Origin of the sequence: Psychrobacter immobilis (genome assembly GCF_904846225.1) — a bacterium.
GTDB classification, from domain to species: domain Bacteria; phylum Pseudomonadota; class Gammaproteobacteria; order Pseudomonadales; family Moraxellaceae; genus Psychrobacter; species Psychrobacter immobilis_F.
In genome coordinates this window covers 1-24,105 of record NZ_CAJGZJ010000029.1, presented here as the reverse complement: position 1 = coordinate 24,105, position 24,105 = coordinate 1, and the positions used below count along the sequence as shown (strand labels likewise).

The 24,105-nt window shown below is 40.4% G+C and carries 22 protein-coding genes and 2 pseudogenes; 14 read left to right on the top strand and 10 right to left on the bottom strand.

Features of this window, described 5'->3' with window-relative positions; all coding sequences use genetic code 11:
* Nucleotides 1-687, top strand: a 687-nt coding sequence (locus JMX48_RS13065; RefSeq protein ID WP_201538508.1) for an IS3 family transposase, incomplete at its 5' end; no start/stop codon positions are given.
* Nucleotides 688-727: 40 nt separating this feature from the next.
* Here JMX48_RS13065 and JMX48_RS13060 read toward each other — a convergent pair.
* The 3 genes and pseudogenes from JMX48_RS13060 to JMX48_RS13050 form a co-directional block, all read right to left on the bottom strand.
* Nucleotides 728-1,593: pseudogene (locus tag JMX48_RS13060) on the bottom strand (IS3 family transposase); the annotation flags it as partial.
* A 65-nt stretch (nt 1,594-1,658) separates the two neighbouring features.
* Nucleotides 1,659-2,186: pseudogene (locus JMX48_RS13055) on the bottom strand (Arm DNA-binding domain-containing protein); the annotation flags it as partial.
* 11 nt (nt 2,187-2,197) lie between these two features.
* Nucleotides 2,198-2,413, bottom strand: a complete 216-nt coding sequence (locus JMX48_RS13050; protein WP_045447035.1) for a hypothetical protein — start codon at nt 2,411-2,413, stop codon at nt 2,198-2,200.
* 117 nt (nt 2,414-2,530) lie between these two features.
* On the opposite strand from JMX48_RS13050, the gene JMX48_RS13045 reads away from it, so the two are divergent.
* Nucleotides 2,531-2,758 (top strand): helix-turn-helix domain-containing protein, encoded by a 228-nt coding sequence (locus JMX48_RS13045; RefSeq protein WP_181210928.1) that lies wholly within the window; start codon nt 2,531-2,533, stop codon nt 2,756-2,758.
* 545 nt (nt 2,759-3,303) lie between these two features.
* On the opposite strand, the gene JMX48_RS14260 is transcribed toward JMX48_RS13045, so the two are convergent.
* Together JMX48_RS14260 and JMX48_RS13035 are read right to left on the bottom strand one after the other, a co-directional pair.
* Nucleotides 3,304-3,687 carry a transposase family protein gene (locus tag JMX48_RS14260; RefSeq protein ID WP_413786372.1) on the bottom strand — a complete coding sequence of 128 codons (384 nt, stop codon included), beginning with the start codon at nt 3,685-3,687 and terminating at the stop codon, nt 3,304-3,306.
* A gap of 8 nt (nt 3,688-3,695) precedes the next feature.
* Nucleotides 3,696-4,136, bottom strand: a complete 441-nt coding sequence (locus tag JMX48_RS13035) for a transposase family protein (protein ID WP_201538506.1) — start codon at nt 4,134-4,136, stop codon at nt 3,696-3,698.
* Between the two features lie 146 nt (nt 4,137-4,282).
* Here JMX48_RS13035 and JMX48_RS13030 point away from each other — a divergent pair, with 146 nt between their 5' ends.
* Together JMX48_RS13030 and JMX48_RS13025 are read left to right on the top strand one after the other, a co-directional pair.
* The gene (locus JMX48_RS13030; protein WP_201538504.1) at nt 4,283-5,404 is read left to right on the top strand and encodes a Fic family protein; all 1,122 of its coding nucleotides are present in this window, start codon (nt 4,283-4,285) and stop codon (nt 5,402-5,404) included.
* A 265-nt stretch (nt 5,405-5,669) separates the two neighbouring features.
* Entirely contained in the window at nt 5,670-6,479 is an 810-nt protein-coding gene (locus JMX48_RS13025; RefSeq protein ID WP_201538502.1) for a hypothetical protein, read from the top strand.
* Nucleotides 6,480-6,494: 15 nt separating this feature from the next.
* Here the strand turns inward: JMX48_RS13025 and JMX48_RS13020 are convergent, their stop codons facing one another.
* The 4 genes from JMX48_RS13020 to JMX48_RS13005 all read right to left on the bottom strand — a co-directional run bounded on the left by JMX48_RS13020 (nt 6,495) and on the right by JMX48_RS13005 (nt 11,959).
* Nucleotides 6,495-7,466: a glycosyltransferase family 2 protein gene (locus JMX48_RS13020; protein WP_201538500.1), complete on the bottom strand. Its 972-nt coding sequence runs from the start codon at nt 7,464-7,466 to the stop codon at nt 6,495-6,497.
* Between the two features lie 105 nt (nt 7,467-7,571).
* Complete coding sequence (locus JMX48_RS13015) at nt 7,572-8,780, bottom strand: hypothetical protein (protein ID WP_201538498.1); 1,209 nt, start codon at nt 8,778-8,780, stop codon at nt 7,572-7,574.
* Nucleotides 8,780-10,135, bottom strand: coding sequence for a glycosyltransferase (locus tag JMX48_RS13010; RefSeq protein WP_201538496.1), 1,356 nt, complete (start codon nt 10,133-10,135; stop codon nt 8,780-8,782). The genes JMX48_RS13015 and JMX48_RS13010 overlap by 1 nt, the downstream gene beginning before the upstream one ends.
* 147 nt (nt 10,136-10,282) lie before the next feature.
* The gene (locus JMX48_RS13005; RefSeq protein ID WP_201538494.1) at nt 10,283-11,959 is read right to left on the bottom strand and encodes a glycosyltransferase family 2 protein; all 1,677 of its coding nucleotides are present in this window, start codon (nt 11,957-11,959) and stop codon (nt 10,283-10,285) included.
* A 654-nt stretch (nt 11,960-12,613) separates the two neighbouring features.
* On the opposite strand from JMX48_RS13005, the gene JMX48_RS13000 reads away from it, so the two are divergent.
* Nucleotides 12,614-13,051, top strand: coding sequence for an MgtC/SapB family protein (locus JMX48_RS13000; protein ID WP_201538492.1), 438 nt, complete (start codon nt 12,614-12,616; stop codon nt 13,049-13,051).
* Between the two features lie 694 nt (nt 13,052-13,745).
* On the top strand, nt 13,746-14,021 hold the full coding sequence (locus tag JMX48_RS12995) for a CsbD family protein (protein WP_413786371.1): 276 nt from the start codon (nt 13,746-13,748) through the stop codon (nt 14,019-14,021).
* Nucleotides 14,022-14,257: 236 nt separating this feature from the next.
* Here the strand turns inward: JMX48_RS12995 and JMX48_RS12990 are convergent, their stop codons facing one another.
* On the bottom strand, nt 14,258-14,515 hold the full coding sequence (locus JMX48_RS12990) for a hypothetical protein (protein WP_227688019.1): 258 nt from the start codon (nt 14,513-14,515) through the stop codon (nt 14,258-14,260).
* A gap of 562 nt (nt 14,516-15,077) precedes the next feature.
* Here JMX48_RS12990 and JMX48_RS12985 point away from each other — a divergent pair.
* The 8 genes from JMX48_RS12985 to JMX48_RS12950 all read left to right on the top strand — a co-directional run bounded on the left by JMX48_RS12985 (nt 15,078) and on the right by JMX48_RS12950 (nt 23,971).
* Nucleotides 15,078-16,844, top strand: coding sequence for a molybdopterin-dependent oxidoreductase (locus JMX48_RS12985; RefSeq protein ID WP_201538488.1), 1,767 nt, complete (start codon nt 15,078-15,080; stop codon nt 16,842-16,844).
* Nucleotides 16,845-17,258: 414 nt separating this feature from the next.
* A complete protein-coding gene (gene otsB / locus JMX48_RS12980; protein WP_201538486.1) occupies nt 17,259-18,140 on the top strand; it encodes a trehalose-phosphatase in 882 nt (293 codons plus the stop codon).
* Complete coding sequence (locus JMX48_RS12975; RefSeq protein ID WP_201538484.1) at nt 18,137-19,714, top strand: trehalose-6-phosphate synthase; 1,578 nt, start codon at nt 18,137-18,139, stop codon at nt 19,712-19,714. The genes otsB and JMX48_RS12975 overlap by 4 nt, the downstream gene beginning before the upstream one ends.
* An 18-nt stretch (nt 19,715-19,732) precedes the next feature.
* Complete coding sequence (locus JMX48_RS12970; RefSeq protein ID WP_201538482.1) at nt 19,733-20,815, top strand: acyl-CoA dehydrogenase; 1,083 nt, start codon at nt 19,733-19,735, stop codon at nt 20,813-20,815.
* The gene (locus JMX48_RS12965) at nt 20,803-21,672 is read left to right on the top strand and encodes a PIG-L deacetylase family protein (protein WP_201538480.1); all 870 of its coding nucleotides are present in this window, start codon (nt 20,803-20,805) and stop codon (nt 21,670-21,672) included. Before JMX48_RS12970 ends, JMX48_RS12965 begins: the two co-directional genes overlap by 13 nt.
* Nucleotides 21,656-22,453 carry a class I SAM-dependent DNA methyltransferase gene (locus JMX48_RS12960; RefSeq protein ID WP_201538478.1) on the top strand — a complete coding sequence of 266 codons (798 nt, stop codon included), beginning with the start codon at nt 21,656-21,658 and terminating at the stop codon, nt 22,451-22,453. Before JMX48_RS12965 ends, JMX48_RS12960 begins: the two co-directional genes overlap by 17 nt.
* A gap of 52 nt (nt 22,454-22,505) precedes the next feature.
* On the top strand, nt 22,506-23,180 hold the full coding sequence (locus JMX48_RS12955) for a glycosyltransferase (RefSeq protein ID WP_201538476.1): 675 nt from the start codon (nt 22,506-22,508) through the stop codon (nt 23,178-23,180).
* 71 nt (nt 23,181-23,251) lie between these two features.
* The gene (locus tag JMX48_RS12950; protein ID WP_201538474.1) at nt 23,252-23,971 is read left to right on the top strand and encodes a hypothetical protein; all 720 of its coding nucleotides are present in this window, start codon (nt 23,252-23,254) and stop codon (nt 23,969-23,971) included.
* The last annotated feature ends 134 nt before the right edge of the window (nt 23,972-24,105 follow it).

The following is a 24,105-nucleotide window of genomic DNA, read 5'->3' as shown; positions in this document are numbered from 1 at the left end:
CAGCAGATGAAAGCTGACGGGTTAAAGGTTGCTCGGTGTACCGTAGAGCGATTAATGAAGCAGTATGGCCTACAAGGTGTCTGGCGCGGTAAGGGTAAAATAACAACTCACAGCCGTGATGATCAAAAGCGTGCTGATGACCTAGTCAATCGTAACTTTAGCGCTCATCGCCCTAACCAGCTGTGGGTTGCAGATTTTACCTATATCAAGACGATAAGCGGCTGGGTGTATACCGCTTTTATTATTGATGTGTTTGCTCGCGCTATTGTGGGCTGGAAAGTATCTAATCGTATGAACACAGATATGGTGATGGCGGCGTTAAATCAAGCAATAGCAGATAGAAACTATCCCAAAGATGTGATTCATCACAGTGATCGAGGGGTTCAGTACTTATCCATTCGCTATACTGATAAAATGACGGATTCTGGCGTGATTGCCTCTGTTGGTACAACAGGCGACTCTTATGACAACGCATTGGCTGAAACGGTCAATGGGCTTTATAAGTCTGAGGTGATTCATTATTTAAAGCAAAACTGGACTGGTGTGAACGATGTTGAACTGGCAACCCTTGAGTGGGTGGACTGGTTTAATAAAACACGACTGCATAGTACGATTGGTTATGTGTCACCTTTTGATTTTGAAAAGCGGTATTATGATAATTTAACCCTGTCAGGCATCGCTGCCTGACTCAAGTAAATCACTCTCCGATAAAGTCGGGGCGGTTCAGAACAATTAGTCCCTTGTTTGGTCTCTTATTCTTAATTGCTATGTTCAATGCTTTGCAAACTAAGTCAGCGGTCATACGTTTGTTGATGGCATAGCCAACCAGCTCTTTGGTATACAAGTCTTTAACGCCTGCTAAGTACAGCCAGCCCTCGGTTGTCCAAATATAGGTGATATCACTGACCCATGCTTCGTTAGGACGGTTGACGTCAAACTGCTGATCGAGCACGTTGTCATAGATGAGCTTATTATGATTAGAGTCAGTGGTGACCTTAAAGCGCTTGTGGCGACGGCATTTGATACCATGCTCCTCTTTAATACTTCTGACCATGTATGGGCTGATATCATATCCTTGCTCATTTAGATGCGCATGCAGACGCTCAAAGCCGTAGCGCTCCTTTGTTTCACTGTGTGCCGCTTTGATTAGCAGCTCAGACTGGTTACGATGTATCTGCTGAGCGCTGATGTCACGACCCAGCCAGTCGTAGTAACTTGAGGGCCTAATCTGTAGTACACGGCACATGCTACTGATGCGAAAGAGTTGCTGGTTGTCTTTAACAAAGGCGTACTTTACTAGCTGTGTTTGGCGAAGTACGCCGTCGCCTTTTTTAAGATCTCGCGCTCCTCTTCAGCCACTTTAAGCTGTCTTTTGAGGCGCTTATTCTCTTCTAGCACGGCCATTAGCTGTGGGTCATATTGCTCAGTCCCTGCAAGCTTGCCTTGAGTGGCTTTGTTCTGCCAGTTAGATAGCGTTTGCATCGCTATGCCAAGCTGCTTTGCAGTCGCTGAAATATTGCCGTTATTGTCTGCTATCTTCTTGACAGCTTCTGCTTTAAATTCGTCGCTGTAGGTTCTTACTTTCTTGACCATGGTAAACTCCTCTTTGAGTCGTTAGTTTACCAAGTTTAGTTGTACGGTTTCTTCAGCATAGCTCAGTAGCGTTTAGCCGCTTCCTTTAGTATCATACCTAAAGGTACCATTATCGAATTGATGCGTGCCGCTGACAGATGTTTGTTAGCTTTTCCGTACGTTACTTTGGCGAGCGATGAACGGAAGGCTAATACATCTGTCTTTTTTATGAGATGAATGGGTCTAGTCCCAAAACTAGGCAATAAATACATATCAATGATCTCCTGTATTTTGCGTTTATAGGTATCACGCCACTCGATCTCCTTTTCAGAAAACCATAATGTGGCAAATTGTTTAAATGAAGGGGTGTCACTTTGAATACATTCCTTACGATCATTCAAAGCCATCATCTCGTCGCATTTTTCACTTTTGGGAAAATACTTAGCATAGCTAAATATGCCCAGAGTAATTTCTGCCTCCATTTTCTCAATTACCTTCTCCAGCTTCTTGCGATTCGCTGGCGTGTCTATGAGGTTTGTCGTCTCCCGACACCGTTTATTCATATAGCGAAAATCGACGACAAGTTTATCGTATCTACTTCTGATACCAGCCATTACTGTTCTCCTTATTGTAGTGCCATGGCGTTAATGCTACCGGCAATGCCAGTGCGCATATCTTTTTCAATCTCTTCCCAGATGTATAAAATCTTACGCCCTCCAAAAGGACGTATATAATGAATCCCTTCAATCAGGACGCTATCCTTAAGCTCGTTACGGATAGTACGAGGATTGTATTTGATAAGCTCAGAAAGCTCTTGGGTTGTCAGGTAGGTATGTGACATAATATGTTCCTTATATAAAGTTTAATCATAATGGTACTTTTAGGTACCATAGTTGTAATTTACCACATATTTATAACTATGCAAGTACTTTTTATAACTATAATTGGAGTTTATGGGATGATAGTTAATCACCTTCCTACTTTGTTAGCTGAAAGAAGGCTAAAAGTAGCGGATGCCGTACGAGCAACAGGAGTGAGTAAAACGACATTACATAAGATTTATAATGACCAATCGTCAAGAATTGATTTCGATACTATAGACAAGCTTTGCGAGTATTTAGAAGTAGGAGTAGGAGATCTTTTTGAATATGTAACAGAGGTTGAGCCAGAGGATATAAAAAAATAGATGTTAATCTAAAATTCAGAGTAGAGGTCAAAAAGAGGATTTTTAGTTTAGGTATTTTTGAAGGCTGGTCACGTTTTGGTCACCATTTGGTCACCGTCGCTTTTTTGAGCAATTTTATAGAGCTGAAATACTTGTGATTATAGAGCGATACCAATAAGAATTTCCCCCTACAGCCCATATTTTACAGGCAAAAAAAAGCCCCAATCTGAAGATTGGGGCTTTCTAAATTTGGTAGGCATAAGCAGACTCGAACTGCTGACCTCTACCATGTCAAGGTAGGTAGACGAAATATCATAATGTGATGTTATCTTACATGCATTGATATTATTGGCCTATAGCAATTATATAGTTAAAAAATCATAAAGTAAATTAGAATAATATAAAATTTAACACGTATCTCGGCACTATAATTTTATAGTCTTTTTACCTTCACTCTAGCGTTTTTTATTCCAAAATCATTGCGTTCTCTGTCCAAAACACCTTTCCTCAATTCTATTTTTCAAACTAGTTTGTTCTTACTTTAATTAATAGACCTCTTGCAAAAGTCATAGGTTAAGCTCGAAATTAACAACACCGGCGAATAGCTTCATTCTAAGATCATAGCGCTGACGACGGTTACGATATCTATGAGCCACGATTTTAAACAATTTAATTAAGCCTATTTTGTGTTCAACCATAATGCGAAACTTAGCTAGATAGTGATTGGCTTGTTTGCAAAGGTCTAATAGCTGACCCCCACAAGGTTTTTTAAAGGGGATAAAGGTTTGTTTATGCAGCTTTGCGATGCCCTGATAGCCACTATCTGCTAGTAGTTTAGCGTTGTCAGGAAGCCAATCAGGACAAGTCTCTTTATACAGCTTAAAATCGTGCACGGAACCTTTAGACGTTTGAATATCTAATATTAAACCAGTTTTCCAGTGAACGATCACTTGCGCTTTTAGGGTGTGTTGTTTCTTCTTACCGCTGTAGTAGTCTCTTTGGTTTTTTTTGGACGTTCAATTGGGGTTTCGGTGGCATCAACGATGACGACTGACCAATTAATATCGTCATCAACTCTACTAGGAAGCTTTTTAGGCAACTCAAACCTACCTGAATCAATAAGAACATCTTCTACTTTACGAATGATACGGCTGGCAGAAGACTCATGAATACCAAAGTCCATACTGATGTGGTACAGCGTTCGATACTCACGCCAATAAGTCAGAGCTAGTAATATCTGTTCTTCAAGACTAAGCACGCTTGGTCGTCCTGATTTGGTCTTTTGTGCTTCATGCTGCTGCATGGCATTAAGCATTTCATAAAAGGTAGCCTTACGAATGCCTGTGTAACGTTTAAAACCAGCATCACTTTGTTTAAGTAGCTTGTCTATGTTTGGCATGGTCCTAACCAATTGTGATTGTATGAGTTATTATAAAATTCTCTGCTACTTTTGCAAGAGGTCTAGTATGCATTGTTTTTATCATTTATTATCTGCATAATATAAGGAGATTAATGATTTAATCTCTGCACATATCTGAGGAAAATATGAGGCATATTACCTATATTCATGAACATCCAGACTGGACTGAGTGGCAATGGTCGGACAAAAAACTATTACCATTGGTTAGTCGCGTGCGGATATTACAAGGCCGTTTGCTTGGTAAACTGCTAACACTAGGGTTCGAACTTAATGTTGAGGCACAATTAGATGCGGTGACTTTAGAGATTGTTAAAACTTCAGAGATTGAGGGTGAGTCACTAAATAATGAACAAGTGCGCTCCTCAGTTGCGCGGCATTTAGGGTTAGATAACGCAAGTATGCCAACGACTACTCGTGAGATCGACGCAGTGGTAGAAATGATGCTAAGTGCCACCTATCATTATCAACAGCCCCTATTGCTGGACGATTTACTTGGATGGCATCGAGCATTATTTCCAGATGGGTATAGTGGGCTTTATCGCATTCAAGCAGGCAGTATTCGTGATGATAGTAAAGGGCCAATGCAAGTAGTATCTGGCGGGTATGGTCGTGAACAGGTTCATTTTGTTGCGCCTAGTGCCGATAGGCTATCAGATGAGTTAGAAAAATTTCTATCGTGGTTTAACATTTCACCAAATGAGCAAGATAATATAGATTTGGTCATAAAAGCAGGTATTGCCCATTTATGGTTTGTGACTTTGCATCCGTTTGATGATGGCAATGGACGATTGACTCGTGCCATTACGGAGAGGATGTTGGCGAAAAGCGATGATAGCGCTCAACGTTTTTATAGTATGTCAGCACAGATTCTTAAACAGCGTAATGACTACTACAAAATACTGGAGCGCACGCAAAAAGGTGATAGAGATATCACGGATTGGCTAGTTTGGTTTTTACAAACACTGGAACAAGCTCTGATTGCTGCTCAAACGACCACGGATAAAATCATCAATAAAGCGAGTTTTTGGCAGACCCATCGACAGCATGCTTTGAACACTAGGCAGGTAACGATGTTGAATACTTTACTGACTGATTTTTATGGCAAGCTGACTACTAAAAAATGGGCAGTTATGACTAAGTGTTCTATAGACACGGCACTACGAGATATTAATGATTTGATAGAGAAGAGGATGATACAAAAATCTGAAGCTTCAGGGCGTAGTACAAATTATGAGTTGGCCTTGTGATAAAGATCATGCAATTTGACTTTTATCGTCAGGCTACATAACTAGAGCCTCCCAGATTTTTTTGTACGGATTTCACAGCATAGGTCATACAGGTTAGTAGTTCGATCCCTTGATAGGGTAGAGGATCCTTGTGGTAAAAGTATTGCCAATTAGAATAGAAGTCGATGAAATAGTACTTTTGCAAGAGATTTAATGGGTATACATGAAAGGAATCTATCTTAAAGTAAAGTTTATTTCTAACATTAAATAAGGTGAAATATTTAGTATGTATAACTCAACACTTAGGCACGAGGTTTTATCATCAGAGAACAGTGAGTGTGAGTCTGCCGAAATAAATAAAGCAGCTGCTGCCTTTGCAAGTTTGCCGCTTAACATTCAAAATGCCTTAGAGCAAAAAAATAGAATAGTATTTATCGCCAATAATCAATCCATTAGTACCACACAACTTGAGCAGTTGTTACAACCTGATGATGTTTTAGTGTTGTTTAATCACTTCATACACGCTGATTTTTTTGCTAATCATCCATTAATTAGTAAACTGCCTAAATTATTATTTTTTCGGCAGATTGGCGACAGTAAACTGCATTTTGGCTTGCCACCGAGAAGTAATAATGTAGCAGTAATGAAGCGAATGGCAAAGGCTGCACCATTAGGGATATTGCTGAGTAATCAGCCGTATCAGTTTCCGTTGCCAAGTGATGACCCAAGCCCTGATGATGATCCTGTTAATTCTGACCGAATATTAATTATTCCACCAGTGGTGCAAGAGTTATTGCATAATGAGATGCACTACAGAGTATTATCCGAACATCATCCGGTCGTTGCTGACTACCCTCACTTTAGCGATATTCATTCATCAGCGCCGTCGTCTGGGTTTTTATTATATCGATTACTATTGGGCGCTCGAGAACATATACAATTAGTGCAAAAATCAGAGCTGCCGCTACGACTATTAATGATAGGTTTTAATGATAATGACAAAACTGCGCATTTTTGGCATGGGCATAACTGGGAGTTTGAGCGCAGTGAAATGAGTTCGCCGCAGCAAGAGGTAGAAGTTATTCGTCAGTATTAAATACTGGTCAAAAGTTTAAACATACGGTGCATTAGGACAGTGTGCTTGCTCTATCTCATGAATATTAGGCTTTCTTAACACCACTATCGGCGTCAATTGTTCCACTGTCCAACGAATAAGTGCCATCTTAGAAAATTGCTCAAGCCACCCTTCCATCGGCCAGTGCTGCCATTTCTCATAAAAGCGATTGGCATTGATGGTAATGCTATCTAGATGATTAAGAGGTGGCCGATAGACGCTATGCTGCTGATGGTAAACAATGTCAGCAGTGAGATAGAAGTTAATATCTAATTGGCGGGCAGTAAAAGCAAAGTCAGTATCTTCGGCTCCATAACCGATGTATTGAGTATCAAATCCACCTATCTGCTCGAACTGTCGACGCTTAATCGCAAAGCATAAACTCCAAAACGCACCGTAATCATCGGTTTGTTCAATAGCTGTCTGCTTTATTTGTGTGGGAATACAGTCAACCTCATTAAAGTTATAACGATAAGGGTTATAGACAGACAGTTCATTTAAAAAGCAGGTGGTTAGTGCGCCATTTTGTAATTCCAAACCTTCTTTATCTAACAAAGGTCGCGTGAGATAGCGTGGTTGTCCCATGAGTAAGGAGTCAGGATATTTTTGCAATTTAGCGCTTAATTGCTCAATAAAAGTCGGTGCTACTATACAATCCACATCTAAAAATATGAGAGTGTCATGAGTGGCTTGCGCTGCACCGATATTACGATTGTGCCCAATATCAAATTTAGTTGTATCTGATTTATTGGACGATGCTTCAATGGTGGTGGGAATTTTTACGATGTTTAAAGAAAATTCAGCCAGGCGTTTGAGGTCGGCATCGTCATTGACAATGATGACTTCATCGGGCTGGACACTACCTTTCATAAGGCTACTGAGTAGATTGTAAAGATGGCGATTGCGTCCGTAACAGGTTGTGATAACCGTTACTGGTATATGGTCAGAAACAGCCTTAACATTAATCATGGTTCTTATGTTCATCAGTCGTTACCAGCTCTTTGATTATTTTTCTTTTTTTATGGTGGGTTTGATATTGTTGTTTAAAAGTACTGATTATTAGTATTTAGATTATTAATAGTCAGGATTTAATTTAAGCTTGGGGAGTAACCATTGTTCAAACCAAGCTTTAGTCGTTGGATATTCTGTCGTACTATCCATAAATGCTTTGGCAGCAGTTAAATAGTCTTCGTTGCGATTTGCGTGACTAGACTTTGAAATTGACTTGATCGGTGCTTTATTTACCGATTGTTCATTCGGGTTAGGATGAGTTTGTTTATGAGAGAGCAGGATTTTAAATTGCTGCCAGCTCAATGCACGTCCTTGGTTTATCAATGCTTGTGCCATTACTTCTTGCTCTTGGTGCGGACGGTCGTCAGGTAGAACCACGAGTGGCGTAGTATAATCATAGGCTTGCGCAACTGCATTCAGACCACAGGCCATCAGTAGATAGTCGCTATGTTGCATAAATGGCGTAACATCATTCACTTGAGTAGCAATATCAACATGATAGCGCATTTCATCGTTGATAGGGCCAAGTGATATGATAAAGGCGCTGGGTAATAGCTGGCGCAACTCCGGTAATTTCATATCAATGGCCTCATGTCCACCATAGCCTTTAATAACGGTAATGATAGTATGCGGAGCTTCTTTCCAGTCTTTTACATTTGAAGTATTTAACTTCGCTAGTATTTTTATAAATTCATGATAAAAGAGCTCTTTTTGTTGCGCCGTATTAATGAAATCAAGGTATAGGGTTTTTTTACCCACCCATTCAGGCGTCATAGTAGCCTCTAGTAGACGAGGATAAGGCGCTAGTAAAGCAAGAGCGCCAGCAAAAGCATTGAGATGTGGGGTATCATCACGAATACCAGGAAGTCTGATATAAAGATAAGGAATACTAGCAGCGCGGCACAGCATGGCCACTTCAACACTCACATCGATAATCATCAAATCAATCTTACGCTGATAAATTGTATCTAGTATTTGATGGCTGCGCTTTTGAATATTGCTATTACCGACAGGTGAGTAATGAAGGCTAGCTGGTTGCCAATGTTTTCCTGCGCGTCCCTTTAGCACATCATCATCACACTCATCTTCTGCTTGCAGACTTACAATTTGTGTTTCATCAATAGAAGTGAAGGTATAAGCATCTGAGCTTAAGCTCGTAAATACTATTAATTGTCTTCTTGCATCCACCGGTAGTAGCGCCGCAAGTTTATCAATTTGACGGCAGTGTCCTGAGCCGTGATGATGCGCGTAATAGCCAAGCCGCATACTCATTATTCCTCAAGACTCATAGTGACAGATCTAGTGTTAGAAATATAACGTAATTCGCTATTTGAACCAATTAACGAGTTTGACTTATGATTAATTTTAAATAAACTCTGTGCCAGTAGCTGCGCATCTCGTGGATTGGCGAAACCCTTCTTTGGCTGATTTTCTGCGATTGCCGCTTTATACAATGCAAGATATCCATCTACCATTGCTGATACTGAGCAAAACTGTAAAGCACGTTCGCGGCAAGCCTGACGCGATATGTGTTTAATCTCAGAAAACCCTTTTATAAAGGCTTCTTTATCTTCCTTAGCAACGATAATGCCTGTACTGGGCGTGACGATTTCAGCACTTGCACCCACATCAAAACCAATTACTGGTGTCCCACACGCCAAGCTTTCGGCCAGTGTTAATCCATAAGGCTCGTCCCAAACACTGGTAAATAGCATGGCAGTTGCTTGAGCGAGGTAATGATTCACCTCTTCCTTAGTCACATGACCAACATAATCAAACAGTTTTTGCGCGCCATTTTTACGGTCTTGAGATAATAGAGGCGCTACTTGTTGATTAAAGTAATCTTCATTACTTTTAGGTCCGGCAATGATGAGTTTTTTCCCAGCCTCAATACAGTACTGCATAGCCAAATGTGTGCCTTTTTCAGGACAGATACGCCCGTACCAAAAATATACCTCGCTATGCTTACTAATTAGACTATCCGTAGGCTCAGTATTAGCAATAAAGGATTCAACGTCGATGCCGTTATACACGACATGTAAAGGAACAAACTCAGAAAAAAGCCGCTGCTGGTGTTTGCTGATGGCAGTAAACTGGGTGCTTGTCCCATGGCGTAACGTCAGCAGCGCCAGACGCAATTGCGGAAAGATCGGCGTATGAAAAGTAGTAAAAAACCGAGCGCCAAACGCTTGACCGGTCATCATTGGTATGTGATGCAGACTGTGATTGTGCACGATATCAATTTCACCGCGTGCGTCACGTTCAATAATATCACGCAGTATATGTTGATAGACCAAGTACTGGTACATCTCCTCGCGGCTCATTCCTAGCGTGTCATGTTCGTTCTCATAGACAGTGGTATCAAAATCAGCTCGGGTTAGCATTGGGACTAAGGTTGCTTGCGTTCGACTGTCTGTATGAGCATAAAGCAGCACCTCATGACCTTGACCAACAAGTTCATCACAGATGAGTTGTGTAATCATTTCAAGTCCACCTGCATACGGCTGGGCAATAGGATATAAACAGTGGGCAATAACTGCTATGCGTAATGGTTTATTGGTTATTGCGATAGGGCGTCTATTATCATCAGTAGAGCTTACAAAACTAACAGAATGTGCGAAAGACATACAAACCTCAAAATAATATAGAAATTGTTTTAGATAGGTAATAAAAACAGGTCTTAATACAGACAAATCATCAAAAAAATCTCTATAACACTGATTCTTTAAACCACGGTCTTTTAGAAATGAATTGTTTTTAAGCGTTAAGCGTTCTTAGGAATTAATAGTTTTTTTGTCTTCAAATACCGTTTCAATTTTAGGCGGTGTTAGCGGTTTGGTTTGTTTTCGAGCTTGCGCGACCGCAGGTTTATATTTAATACTAATATGGGTGACTTTTTGCTGTGTAGCAGCAAAGTTATCAAACGCCACTTTTGCCGCACCGATTTTTAATAGGCAAACTGTTAAAGAACAGATAAGTAATAACGGAGAATAAAAAGGGGAGAACGGCGCTACTACAAGCGCAGTAATGATATTTAGTGCCAATAGCAGCTTGGGTAATGCTACTATATTTGCCAGCCATAATGAGTGACGAGTGCGAATATACTCTCGCTTTGGAGTGCATATAAACGGCATTTCACGACCCCACATAACGGGCAGCCATGATAGCGCACCAAGCTCCCAAAAATTTAAATGCATCAACCACGCTCTTAAGCGTATTTTCATAGTTAGTAGATGATTGTCGTTGATTTGTTTATTAAGTGGCGATTTATCCTGTAAGTATGCCCATAAACGCCTCACTAAGAAAATAGCATATCCTGCATATACTATATATAAAGGCGTGAGTAGAGATGAATCGGCGTTAGTATCAAGAATTTTAGGGACAAAGAGTGCACTGGTAATTATCAGGAGCGTACAGATTTGAAGAAAAATAAAGAAACCAGTGAAGTTTAGCCAAGCACTGAGCTGAGAAAGATGCGCACGTGCATAAGCTAGACGTTCGCCGATACCTTTTACTTCTGCGTTATTAATAATGTGTTGATGAAGAGTAGTCACAGGAGTGGATGCTTGATTATTTTCTGAAAATTGTTGATGCATCGATGACATAGCTATTGAGAAGTAATTACTTAATACTTGCATATTGCCATAGATCCAGCGACGACGTTGGCTCATTAAATCATTCAACGTATTGGGTAATAAACCGGTGGCAATAACTTTTGGTATGAATTGACTACGCAAACCTTGTTGATGCATAAGAACACCCATCTGCGCATCTTCAGTAATCGAGGCACCTGACCAGCCACCTAAGCTTAAAAGATCTGAGCGGCGTATTACCGCATAAGTTCCTGTTGATAGTGCCCGCTTGCGATTAAAGGGACGGTATAAATGATGATTGAAATAGTGGTTTAATTCGCTATGGATATCTATTTGCCCAGCGTTACGGTAAAACTGCGGGAACTGAAGTAGAGTGTGAGCAGGATACTGTTGGATAGCGTCCGCAATCGATACTCTAGCGTGTGATAACGCCTGATAATCACTATCAACGACGACAATATGCGTACAATCTGGGCTCATGAGTCCTAATGCTAAATTCAATGCACCCGCTTTAAACCCTTCTACCGCGTCAATATGGTAAAAATATACTTTCAGCTCAGGATCTAAGCTGGCACAAAACGCTGCCAATGGTTTATACATGGATGTATCAGTATTATTATTATCGATAATAATAATTTCGTCTTGGTTCTTTTTTATAGCTAGTATGGATTGAATAGTGTCAATGACCAGTTCTGGAGGTTCGGCACGTGTCATTAATTGAAAGCTCAACGAAGCAGCTGTGCTGGCTCGTAAATTGCTTTTTTTTGTATAATTGTCTACAGGAGAGCTATTTATAGTCTCACAACCTTCTATATAATCCAAACTTTCTTTAATAAATACTCCATCATTGAACGTCATTACTTATCCCTATGTGCGGTTCAAACTATGCTATTCCATGAAAAATAATAGTAAGCACTAAAGGTTCAAGTATTTAATGATTACTATTGATGTTTACTACTGGCTTATTTCTTGGTTGAAATATCATAACTGAGAATATGATAATAAATTGGTGGTTAATTGTTTAAATAAAGTTAATAATGTAAGGGTTGGTAAGTTGTGTAAAAATTAAATCAATTCATACACTTATCTTAAATTTAAGAGGTGATCTATATTAAAGTAATCTTAGAGATAAATTGGGTAAACTTGTTAGCACAGAAAAAATCATAATGAGCTTATGATAGTTCTTTAAGAAGAATATGACATTAGATTCCAGCCAACAAAAAAATCGCCTTGGACTTCAAAGTTGCTAAATATAAACTCATAAATAGAAGCACGTTGATAATGCACACAAAAAGCATGACAGTATCTTAGCTCGAAACTTTAACATAACTGCAACTTGTGTGAACAATTGGCGGTTTTGGGGTCTATTAGTTCAATTTATATAGCATTATTAATAACTTCAGTCTGTCGCTATTAATGTTACAAAATTCCGACTATTTAAAAAAACATTTTTAAGCATTATCAAATTCATTTTATACACATAAAGCCTCATTTTTAGAGAGTAGATTAGCCATGTTTGAATTTGATTTAAGCTTAAAATTACTGGGATATCATTTTCTTCAATTAGGAATTGCTTTTATACTTTCGCTACCGATCGCCCTTAATCGTGAGATGAAAGATAAGGGTGCAGGTCTCAGAACCTTTCCCTTGGTAAGTATTGCATCGTGCGCTTTCATGCTAGTCGCTGTAGATATCTATCACGGATCAGAGCCTGAAGCGAGAATCATGTACGCGATTATTACGGGTATGGGTTTTATCGGTGGTGGTGCTATTTTTAAAGGCGACAATACGGTAAAAGGTACAGCAACGGCAGCGAGTCTATGGAATACCGCTGCTATCGGCATCTCCGTTGCTTATGGGCGGTATGAGATTGCAATAATACTGTCCGTTGTCAACTCTCTAATCCTGCAATTTTCAGAACCATTCAAAGCAAAAGATAAGCTGGAGTAGTTACTCTATTTGGTTCCAGCTAACATTCTCAAGATAAGGACGTTTAGAATTACCAAAACCCAAAAAGTAGTTTTAATTAAGTAAACTAGTATTCATTAAATTGTCTGGACTTACACGACGATGTACTTACTGCGATTCACTCGAAGGGTTTTTAACGAATAAACCATCAGATTAAGTTATGCTGATTAGTGGCAGACGATAGACAAAAATACTAAGATACGGAAAGTGGTTATATTTGTTGAATAACTTAAGGGGTAATCTATGGAGAGTAATAAATTTATATTGCGAGCAATAGCAGCCTTTATTTTGATTTTTGGACTAACATGTGCAGTTATAATTAAATTTAAATTAATGTCACCCAGCATATTTTATAGTCTTTTTTAATGGAAATAATTTCAAGGTTAAAGTCCGTCTAGGGTTTTTTATGCCTGTTATTCTATTTTAGCGGTCAAGAAACGTCTAACCAAAGACACAACTTACATCGCGATAACATATTAGCAGTCTTAACAATGACTCAGAAACACTTTAAACATTCGTGGTACAGACGTCCTAATTACGTCCGTTTATATTAGATATGTCAGCTTGAAAATTAAGACTGATGATAACCTATTCATCAATAAAAATAAGAAAACATAGATGAACTTAATATAGATAAGTTGACTCACAAACTAATAAATAGAAAAGGAAAACCATAATGGACAATCAAAATGTGAACGAACAAAGTATGGATGAACAGTACAAAAATAATCAAAAAATGGATGATGATATGAATAACCAGACATTAAAAGGCGAATGGAACCAACTTAAAGGTTCAGTAAAACAAAAGTGGGCAGATTTAACAGATGACGATCTCACCCATATCGAAGGTGATCGTGACAAACTAGTTGGACGTGTCCAAGAGCGTTATGGTCATTCAAAAGAAGATGCTGAACGTGATGTAGATGAGTGGCGTAACCAAAATAAATATTGATTATTATGTTTTTAATAGTCATACCCTAAAAACGCAAAAAGCCCGTGGCTATGGTCACGGGCTTTTTTAGTCAATGCTGCTAGTTATGTGAGTAAAGATAAAAGGCTTGATGGCGGGATAGGCTGCCGCCGTCAAAAATGGGATATTTTGAGATAGCGATTAGTCAGAGCGATTAAAACTGATAATAACCTTACAGAAACCCTTTAATATTTAATGGATTGTGCGACTTCCAATACTTACTGCACGCCATCTGCCGGTGTCTTATTTAGGTTTGAATTATTTTCGTTGATATAGACCGTATCATCAGCCTTTTGGTCATTTCCGTTACTAGAATAATATGCTGTACCTCCTGCACCTTCTGCGTCCTCTGTAGAAGCAGGGATTTGATCTTCAGCCTCGCTCGCTGTTTGCGCAGGTATCATTTCACTAGACTCTGTATTAGTAGCCGGCTCTTCTGTCTCACTACTGCAAGCGCTGAGACCAAATAAACTCATCAGGAATACTATCCATAATTTATTTTGAAGCGACTTAGTTAAGACTGATGTTTTCATTTCAATATCCTTATTGTAGTTAAGACATAAAAAATCGACTTTGAAACCATTCAAAGTCGACTGTAAAGTACGGTCATACAATAATTGAATTGAGCTAACTTCAGTATCAGCGTAATCCTTTATCGTTTTTTTTATTATTTGTTATTTTCATTATGCTTTTTGAAAAAATAATGCTCGACTAACAGGTTAAATATAGCAAGCAGATTTAGCATCTTCAGGTAGGAAAAGGTAAAAGTTTGTTATCTTGTGTATCACATGTCTTTAAAAGAATGTGTGAGGTTTATAGTTAAGGGTGATAGTGTGTTAAAAAGCATTCTAAGAAAATAGAGGAAGGATGAAAACTGTGCTCGAATAAGACCACGGCGTACTTTGCCAAGCACAGTTCGTAAAGCATATGTTCAAGTTATACAAACCATTAAGACTGCTAACTGAGCCAACAGACTATCTATAGTATTCATTATTCAGTCTTACCCAAACAATCTTAATTCATAAATAAGGATGTATCATGAGTAAGTCTGATCAAAATACTAATTCTGCTGTCAATAAGCATAGTACCCCTTCGATTCGTGATCCACTTGAAGAAAAAATCATCCCCGGCAACGACCAACTGCGCCTGAGTGATTGGACACCACCGCAAAATGGAATCATTCCGCTAATTCGCTTTAACAAGAAATGGTACAGTGTTCTTTGGGCACTACCAATCATATTCGTACTATTAGTTGCTGGCATAGCAACTGCTCAGTGGCTACGTGAACTGCCAAGCGTTCAGATCTTTATCCAAAATTATCCAGGCGTGCCTGTCTCTACGGTAGCCTTAGAGACAGAATTTCCACTTTGGATGCGCATAGGTCATTTTCTAAACCTACTGTTTATGGTGTTTATTATTCGGTCTGGCATACAAATTCTGGCTGATCATCCAAGACTCTACTGGCACCGCGATAGCACTCCCGGCACCGAATGGTTTCGCTTTCAAAAGACGGTGCCGAAAGGACGTGTCTGGACATCCAAAGATGACTCAGTGACAATTCCCGGATGGCTTGGTCTCCCTGGTGTTCGACATTCAGTCGGACTGGCGCGTTGGTGGCACTTTTCGGTCAATACACTATGGTTGCTAAACGGTATTGTGGTTTACAGTCTACTATTTTACACCGGTCAGTGGCAGAGGATTGTGCCAACGACGTGGGAGGTCTTTCCAAACGCCGTATCGATCGCAGTGCAGTATCTGTCGCTGGACTTCCCGACGGATAAGAGCTGGACTAAGTACAACAGCTTGCAGCAGCTTGCCTACTTCATCACAGTCTTCGTTGCAGCGCCAACATCGGTGTTTACTGGACTCATGCAAAGCCCTGCATTGTCGAACCATCTTGGCTGGTTCGGGCGCGTCTTTAATCGCCAACGAGCACGCTCCATTCACTTTTTAGCGCTTTGGTGGTTTCTATTTTTCATTCTTGTACACGTGACACTGGTGTTCATCACTGGGGCACGGGACAATCTGAATATGATGTGGGCGGGCGTAAATGATGATTCGTGGAGCGGCTTTATAGTATTTGTTCCGCTTATCATCCTAACTGGCATATTGTGGGCCGCAGCGACGCCTTTTACCATTCGTCACGCGCGACTGGTACAGAAAATCGGCGCCTTCATGGTTGGCCCAATCAAAGGCTGGGCTGAGCGGTTCGACCCCAAAAGTGAATTGACTGAAAAAGATATCTCACCCTTCTTGTGGCCTAATGGCACAATGCCCGATTCAAAAGAGTTTGATGATCTTTTAGTAAATGACTTCGCCGGATATCGGTTGCGCATTTATGGATTGGTCGAACGACCAGGCGAATACTCACTGGATGAGTTACGGTCGATGCCGCAGCAGGATCAAATTACAACCCATTTCTGCATTCAAGGTTGGAGCGGTGTCGCTAAGTGGACTGGTGTGCCAATGCGACATATACTCGACTTGATTCGTCCTATGCCGGAGGCGCGCTACGCCGTCTTCTACTCTCTCGCTGAGGGCGCTCATGGCGGCGTCTACTACGACTGCCACAAAATGGAGAATATGAAGCACGAACTGACTATTCTGGCCCTCGATATGAATGAAGATCCACTCAGCGTTCTACATGGCGCGCCACTACGACTGCGATGTGAAAACGAGCTTGGTTTCAAGATGGTTAAGTGGATTACTGCAATTGAATTTGTTCACGATTTTGCTGATCTCGGCTCAGGTCAAGGTGGTTACAATGAGGACCACGAATTTTATGGCTACAAGATGCCGATCTGATGACGGAAGCGCCCAATGAGGCAGTTATTCCAGTCTTTTATTAATCAACTATATTTCAATAGATGTCTTTTACGAGTTGTCTAATTTATAGTTGATGGACGGAAGCCTTAGGTGGTTTAGTGTGAATTGGAATCGGTTTAAATATGGTAGTTTAAATGCTGTCTTAAATAATAGAACATAAATAGCAATCATGTTTAGTGAGTTACAGAACTCACATCAAACAGCACACTCCAGTCACTAGATTTTTACTGTGGCTATGGCACACTTCTTATTAAATTCAATATCTTAACAGTAGACTTCTTTAGGTCCACATTAAAAATATATTAAAAACCGCAACGGCTTTTGATACGCAAATTATTTCGAATGTATGGCATATTTGTCTGAAACATGACGCTATATTAAAAAGGAAGAAACGTGACTTCAGGAAGAAGCCCCAGCATAAATAGGGAACCTATCTATATCTCGCCAGAAAAATTTGCTGATCATTTATTCCATCAGCAAGAGTACTGTTTGTTTCTAGATATAGATGGCACGTTAGCCGATTTCACACTTAATCCTAAAAACAGCTTCATCCCAAATCCAACCTTAACACTTTTACAAAAGATACAAAACCATGGTGTAAAAATTGCTGCCGTGACAGGACGCAGTTTGGCTGAAGCAAAGCAAATGCTGTTTCCTTTAACATTACCGATTGCAGCGACTCATGGATTAGAAATAGCGTTTGATGATAGCAGTGACCATAATGAGACAAACGTTGTATCTGTTAATATCATGGAACTTGCTGTAATAAGAAAGTCTATTATCCAATCTTGCATTCCCTTTGATGACTTCATCGTAGAAAACAAACCCTATTCTGTCGCCCTCCATTTTCGAAAAAACCCTGCTTTAGCTGATGCGGCTTATACCATCATTGTAGAAAACTTAAAAAGTCATGCTAATTGGACATTGAAGTCCGGTAAATATGTTTGGGAGGTGGTGCCAAAAGGAGTAAATAAAGGTAGCGCCATTCTAGCTTTACTAAAAAAAATGCAGAGCCCTACAAGTTTTTGTCCTATTTTTATTGGTGATGATATTACGGATGAAGCCGGATTTATGGCGGTACAAGGTGACAGTAAATTGCTAGAAGACGACTCACAGTTAATAAAAGGGATGGGGATTAAGGTCGGTTGTGAGCCTACGCATGCCAATTACTTCGTCCATGACACTCATGAGGTGACTGTTTTACTGAATAGCTTTTTAAGCTTTTGCCAACAACATAATGCGCTAGTAAAAAAAACAGTGAGGCACGTGATATGAGCCGCTTAATCGTCTTGTCTAATCGGGTTAAAATGCCTGATAACAACCCAATGGCAGGGGGACTTGCAATAGCACTGCAAGACGTATTAAACGGAAAATCAGTCGTTTGGATGGGCTGGAATGGTGAAATTGTCGAGCGCTATAATGATGATTATACTAATGAATTTAGCAGTATCAAACAAACTGCTTTAGCAGACGCTGACTCGCCGTGTACGAATACATTCATCACTTATATGACCACTGCACTTACCACTGCGCAGTATCAGCAGTTTTACTGCGGCTTTGCCAACAATGTACTGTGGCCACTACTACACGAGCGAGTTGATTTAATTAGTCAAGCGCCAGAGGATTACGCAGGCTATCAAGCGGTAAATTACCTCTTTGCTAAGCAATTAAAGAAGATTATTGAGCCTGATGATGTGATTTGGGTGCATGATTATCATTTTTTAAGTGTGGCGTATCATTGTAGGCAGCTGGGTATTCACAATCGTATCGGCTTTTTTTTCCACATCCCCTTTGTCTCATTGCCTTTCTGGCAATCACTTAATAAAAGCGGTGAGCTCATTACGCATCTTGCTCATTACGACGTGCTTGGCACACAAACTCAGCAAGGGAGAGCCAACTGCTTTGCTGTATGCCATTATTATTTAAAAGATTCGCTAATAAAAGTCTTACATGCCCCGCAAGGTTTTAGCACCTCTACTCAGTCAAAAAATACGCAGGTTATGCTTAACTTAGGTCTAAGTCATACTCACTATTTGCGGATTGATGCCTATCCAATCGGCATAAATGTGACAAGAATACAGCAGCAAATTAGCCACTTATCCTTGCAATATGCTAAAGCCAATCAGAATAAAAAGACTATAAAATCTGCTGCCCAAAAAATTATTGCGGTGGACAGAATCGATTACTCAAAAGGGTTGTTAAAGCGTTTTTCAGCATACCGTGATTTTTTACAGCAAAATCCTTTATATCAGAATCAGCTGACCTTATTACAAATCGCCTGTCCTAGTCGCTTAGATTTGCCTGCTTATCAGCGTCTCTATGATGACGTTAAATATACTATCAACGACGTCAATCAGCAGTTTTCACTCAACAACTGTAGAAATGATATTTCTGAAAATGAGAGTACTATGGGTAGTTGGCAAGCGATCAACTACTGCGAAAGCGTCATAAGCCACGAGACACTAATGACCCTATTTTGGCAAAGTGATATCGGCTGGGTCAATTCGCTTAAAGATGGTATGAATCTGGTTGCCAAAGAATATATTGCCGCCCAAAATCCTGACAATCCTGGCGTGTTATTGCTTTCACGTTATGCAGGAGCGGCCGAGCAAATGCAAGCCGCGGTCATTATCGATCCACATAAGCCAAAAAGTATGACAGAGGGTTTAGGCATTGCTTTGACGATGCCATTAGATGAGCGGCAGTCGCGCTATCAGTCCTTAATGCAAGGACTACAACAAGATAACTTGCAAGCTTGGCAACAGAGTTTTTTAAATGATTTGTATGATGTCAAAAAGCATCAAACGGATCGCTTGAAACCTACCGCAGTCCAAATATCTGATTCATAAGAATAATTAGGAGGCCTCATGTTACTGCTAAATGCAAAAAATCCTTTATTATCAGAGATGAAAGCCAGTATAGAAAATAACTTACTGGCTGATAATCAAGCCATTAGTACCCTTAGCTTAACTGATACTTTACGTCATGATATTTTAAAAACCTTAATCACCTATAGCGATAAAATCCCACATCCGGCAAGTAGTGCTAGCCCTGTAAATGGTGAAGTCTCAAGTACGTTGAGCCGTTGGCAGGTTTTGGCGTATGTAGCAGGGATTGATTTAACGATTGCAAAATGGTTTGAGTCGCATTTGGATGCGCTAAGCATTTTATCTGAGCTGGGTTATGGTAAAGCGGATCAAGGGTTGTGGGCCGTTTGGGCAGCAGAAGGTCATCCTATACGTTATGAGCAAGGAAAAGTCAGTGGTATCAAAGCGTGGTGCTCAGGGGCCAATATGGTAGATCATGGACTCATAACGTATCGTAATGCTAATGGCCACGCGCAATTGCTTGTCGTAGATATGAACCAATCTGGTATTGAGATTGATAACGAGGAGTGGCAGGCAGTAGGGATGCAAGCCACTGATACAGCGACATTACAGTTTTATGAGGTGACTGCTAGTCAAGTTGGGACAGCCAATGTTTATCTAGAACGGGTGGGGTTTTGGCATGGAGCGGCAGGCGTTGCTGCTTGCTGGTATGGGGCAACGTCTTATCTAGCAGACTATTTGATCAGCGCCTATCAGCAGAAACCAAACGATTATAAAGCCATGTATTTGGGTCAAATTAGTACGGCATTGGCAGTCACTCAGCAGTATTTTTATTATGTCGCTGATTTAGTCGATAGTCAGCCACAGCTCAGCCATGAACTTGCCATACGCCAGTTAAGATCACAAGTTGAGAAAGTCGCTCGCCAAGTAATGGATATGGTTGGGCAGGCATTGGGCGCAGCACCATTTTGTCGCCATGCCCATTTTGCAAGATTGTCAGCCGATCTGCCCGTGTTTATCCGCCAAAGTCATGGCGCTTTCGACTTACAGAAAATCGGTGAGCTATCTAGCGTTTTATCCAATGACTTAACCAATGAGCAGGACAGTATATGGCAACTATAATATCTAAAGAGGCTATAAAACGTATAAAAAAAGACGTCGCCGTCACGCATGCTGCTACCTTTGAAGGTAATGAAGGACACCATCCAATTGTGGGTGACCGTGTTATTGAAGGCGATGGCACCAGTCAAGAAGCTTGGAGGAATTGGGCAGGGCTGCAAGATTTACCTCAATTGGAGATTACAAAAAGCTTTCCTCCAAATCAAAGAGTCTGCATCTTCGCCCCGCATCCTGATGATGAAGTACTAGGCTGTGGCGGTCTGTTGCAACAACTGGCGGCGAATGGTAATCCTATTGTTCTTATTCACGTGACCAATGGCACGCAAAGTCATCCGAACTCGCAAATTTATTCTCAAGAAAGCCTTGATATTATCCGACCACAAGAAAGTGTTAAAGCGTTGGAGGTATTGGGCATTGCTCACCAGGTTACAACCATTGCTTTAGACTTAACAGATGGCGAAGTCTTTAGCCAACAAGATCAGTTTCACCAAAAATTATCCGCCATCATCCAGCCTGATGATGTTTTAGTAACTCCTTTTATGCAGGACGGTCATCCCGACCATGAAGCAACCGGGCTAGTGGTTGCCTCATTTGCCAAGCAGCATCATTTGGCCTGTTATCAAGTATTAATTTGGGCATGGCATTGGGCAAAACCTGCCGATAGCCGTATCCCTTGGCACCATGCCATAAGACTTGATTTAACCACTGAGCAACTACATCGTAAAATAGAAGCCATTGCCTGTTTTGAAAGTCAAATTACTGCGGATGAAAGTACGGGCAAGCCTCCCATTTTATCTGCGCAAACGATTGCTAGGATTAGCCAACCTTGGGAGGTCTATTTGTATGAATCATACCTCTAAACCTAAGCCATCAATGGATAACAGTAACTTAGTCGATAGTTTAGAGTATTCTAAAACTGTCTCAGCTGACGATACTGCTACTAGCAACCAATCAGCTGCTTATTCAGAATCCTACTTTGACGCGTTATATAATGACAATACCGATCCATGGCAGTATCAAACTCGTTGGTACGAAAAACGAAAACGTGATATGTGTCTAGCGATACTGCCGCAATCTCAATATGACAATGCCGTTGAACTAGGCTGTGGTAACGGCGTGCTTAGTGAATTATTGGCGCATCGTTGTTGGGCTTTGGTCAGTATTGATGGCAATCATCAGGCAGTGAAACTTGCCAAAGAACGCTTAGCAGAGTTACCTCATGTTAAGGTGATACAAGGGGTGATTCCCAATATATTATTGACTCTAAAAGATGCCGTTATAGAGGCTTATCCTTTATTAAATGAGACGCCTACTATGCAAGCACCCTTTGATTTAATTGTCATTAGTGAGATTTTATATTATTTATCACCCAATGATATTGATATGGTTATCGCTTGGACGCAGCAGAATCTTGCTATGGGCGGTACATTATTGTGCTGTCACTGGCGCTATGCTATTGAGGATTTTGCTATGACAGGTGAGACCGTGCATCAGCGCTTACGCCTTGCTTTTAGCCTCACAAATAATGAGAAGCATCAGGTCGAATTCAATCATCAAAGCCAGATAGTAGACAGCGATTTCTTATTAGACGTTTGGCAACGATCCCCAAGTTCGGTAGCTATGCAAGAAAACTTGGTATGACAAAGTGTAGCAATCAGAAAAATAGTGAGCAAAATAGGAAAGGGTAGGAGATATGAGAATCTGTATTGTAATTCCTGCTCATAACGAGGCGATGACTATCGCTAAGTGTTTGGCATCAGTGCAGACCGCTATCGATCAATTACCTTCAACGATTAAGGCGTACCCGCTGGTGGTGCTCGATGGTTGTACTGATGATACCCAGACATTGGTTAAGGCCACAGGCGTCGATTATCTATGCTGCGATTATGAATGTGTGGGACAAGTTAGAGACATGGGCATTCGGCATGCAATCGCCAATGGGGCAACATGGCTTGCTTGTACAGACGCCGATTCAGTTGTGGCTGTGGATTGGCTGGTACAGCAAATTGAACATATCATGCACCAGCCGACTGATATGATTTGCGGCGTGGTGGATATTGATAGTTGGGCACATTTGACACCACAAACGCGAGAGGATTATATGGCTCATTATCAAGACAGGATGGGACATCCTCATATTCATGGGGCAAATTTAAGTTTTAGCAGTGAGGCTTATCTGGCTGTTGGCGGCTTTGCTCATCTACCTTGTCATGAAGATGTAGATTTGGTCAAAAGATTTGAAGCCCAAAGCTATGCCATCACTTGGAGCAATCGTGTTCGTATAACGACAAGCAGTCGTTTGCAAGCACGGGCAAGCGAAGGATTTGCAGCATTTTTAAACAATTTAGAACAAAACAATCTACATTAAGATACGCAATATAAGATTGCGCTGACTTATCATTGAGTGTAGATATACTTCAATAATAAGGATTATAAATCATGTCGAATAAGTCTACTGATAACGATAACATCAAGAATGCTTTAGAGTCTCTTGAGAATACAACAGAAGCGCCTTCAAATGATGGCGTAACGGGTCTTGAGGTCTTAAAAGGCGATACGGTAATGTATGAAGACGGCGACTTTGAAGATTACAATGCCGAGAAACAGACTGATTCTGATAAAGATGATGATTCTGACAAAGATGATGATTCTGACAAAGATGATGAGTCTGGCAAAGATAATGAATCTGGAAAAGATAATGAATCTGGCAAAGATGATGAATCTGGCAAAGATGATGAATCTGGAAAAGATGATAAGCATGGTACGACGATAGCCAATATCTACCAATGGGCTTCTAAACTTAAGGACGAGTTCACATCTGATAAGGAAGACAAGTCTGATTCTAAAGAAGAGGATAGTTTTAGTAAGTCTGATAAAGATGATAAGCACGGTACGACGATAGCTAATATCTATCAATGGGCATCTAAGCTCAAAGATGATTTTGCTTCCGAAGCATTTAGCATGACAAATGAAGTGTCTGAAAAAGCAGTCGCTATGATGCTCAACAGGCTTCTAGATGCTACAGAGGCTGATCTAAAAACCTTTGATAAGAACGCAGAAGACGCTAAAGAGCCAGTACCCAATGCCACAGAGGAACGTAGTAAGATTACTGATAAAAAAGAGAAATATCAGAATATGATTGACCAACTACAAAGCTAATTGGCCCTCTGACTTAAATTTCACTAAGGTTGCTAAAATAAAAAATACAATAATTATTAGGGCATGTCTTCAATTGGATAAGCCATAAATAATAGTTACAATACCGCATCTATTGAGTCGATGCGAGAAATACA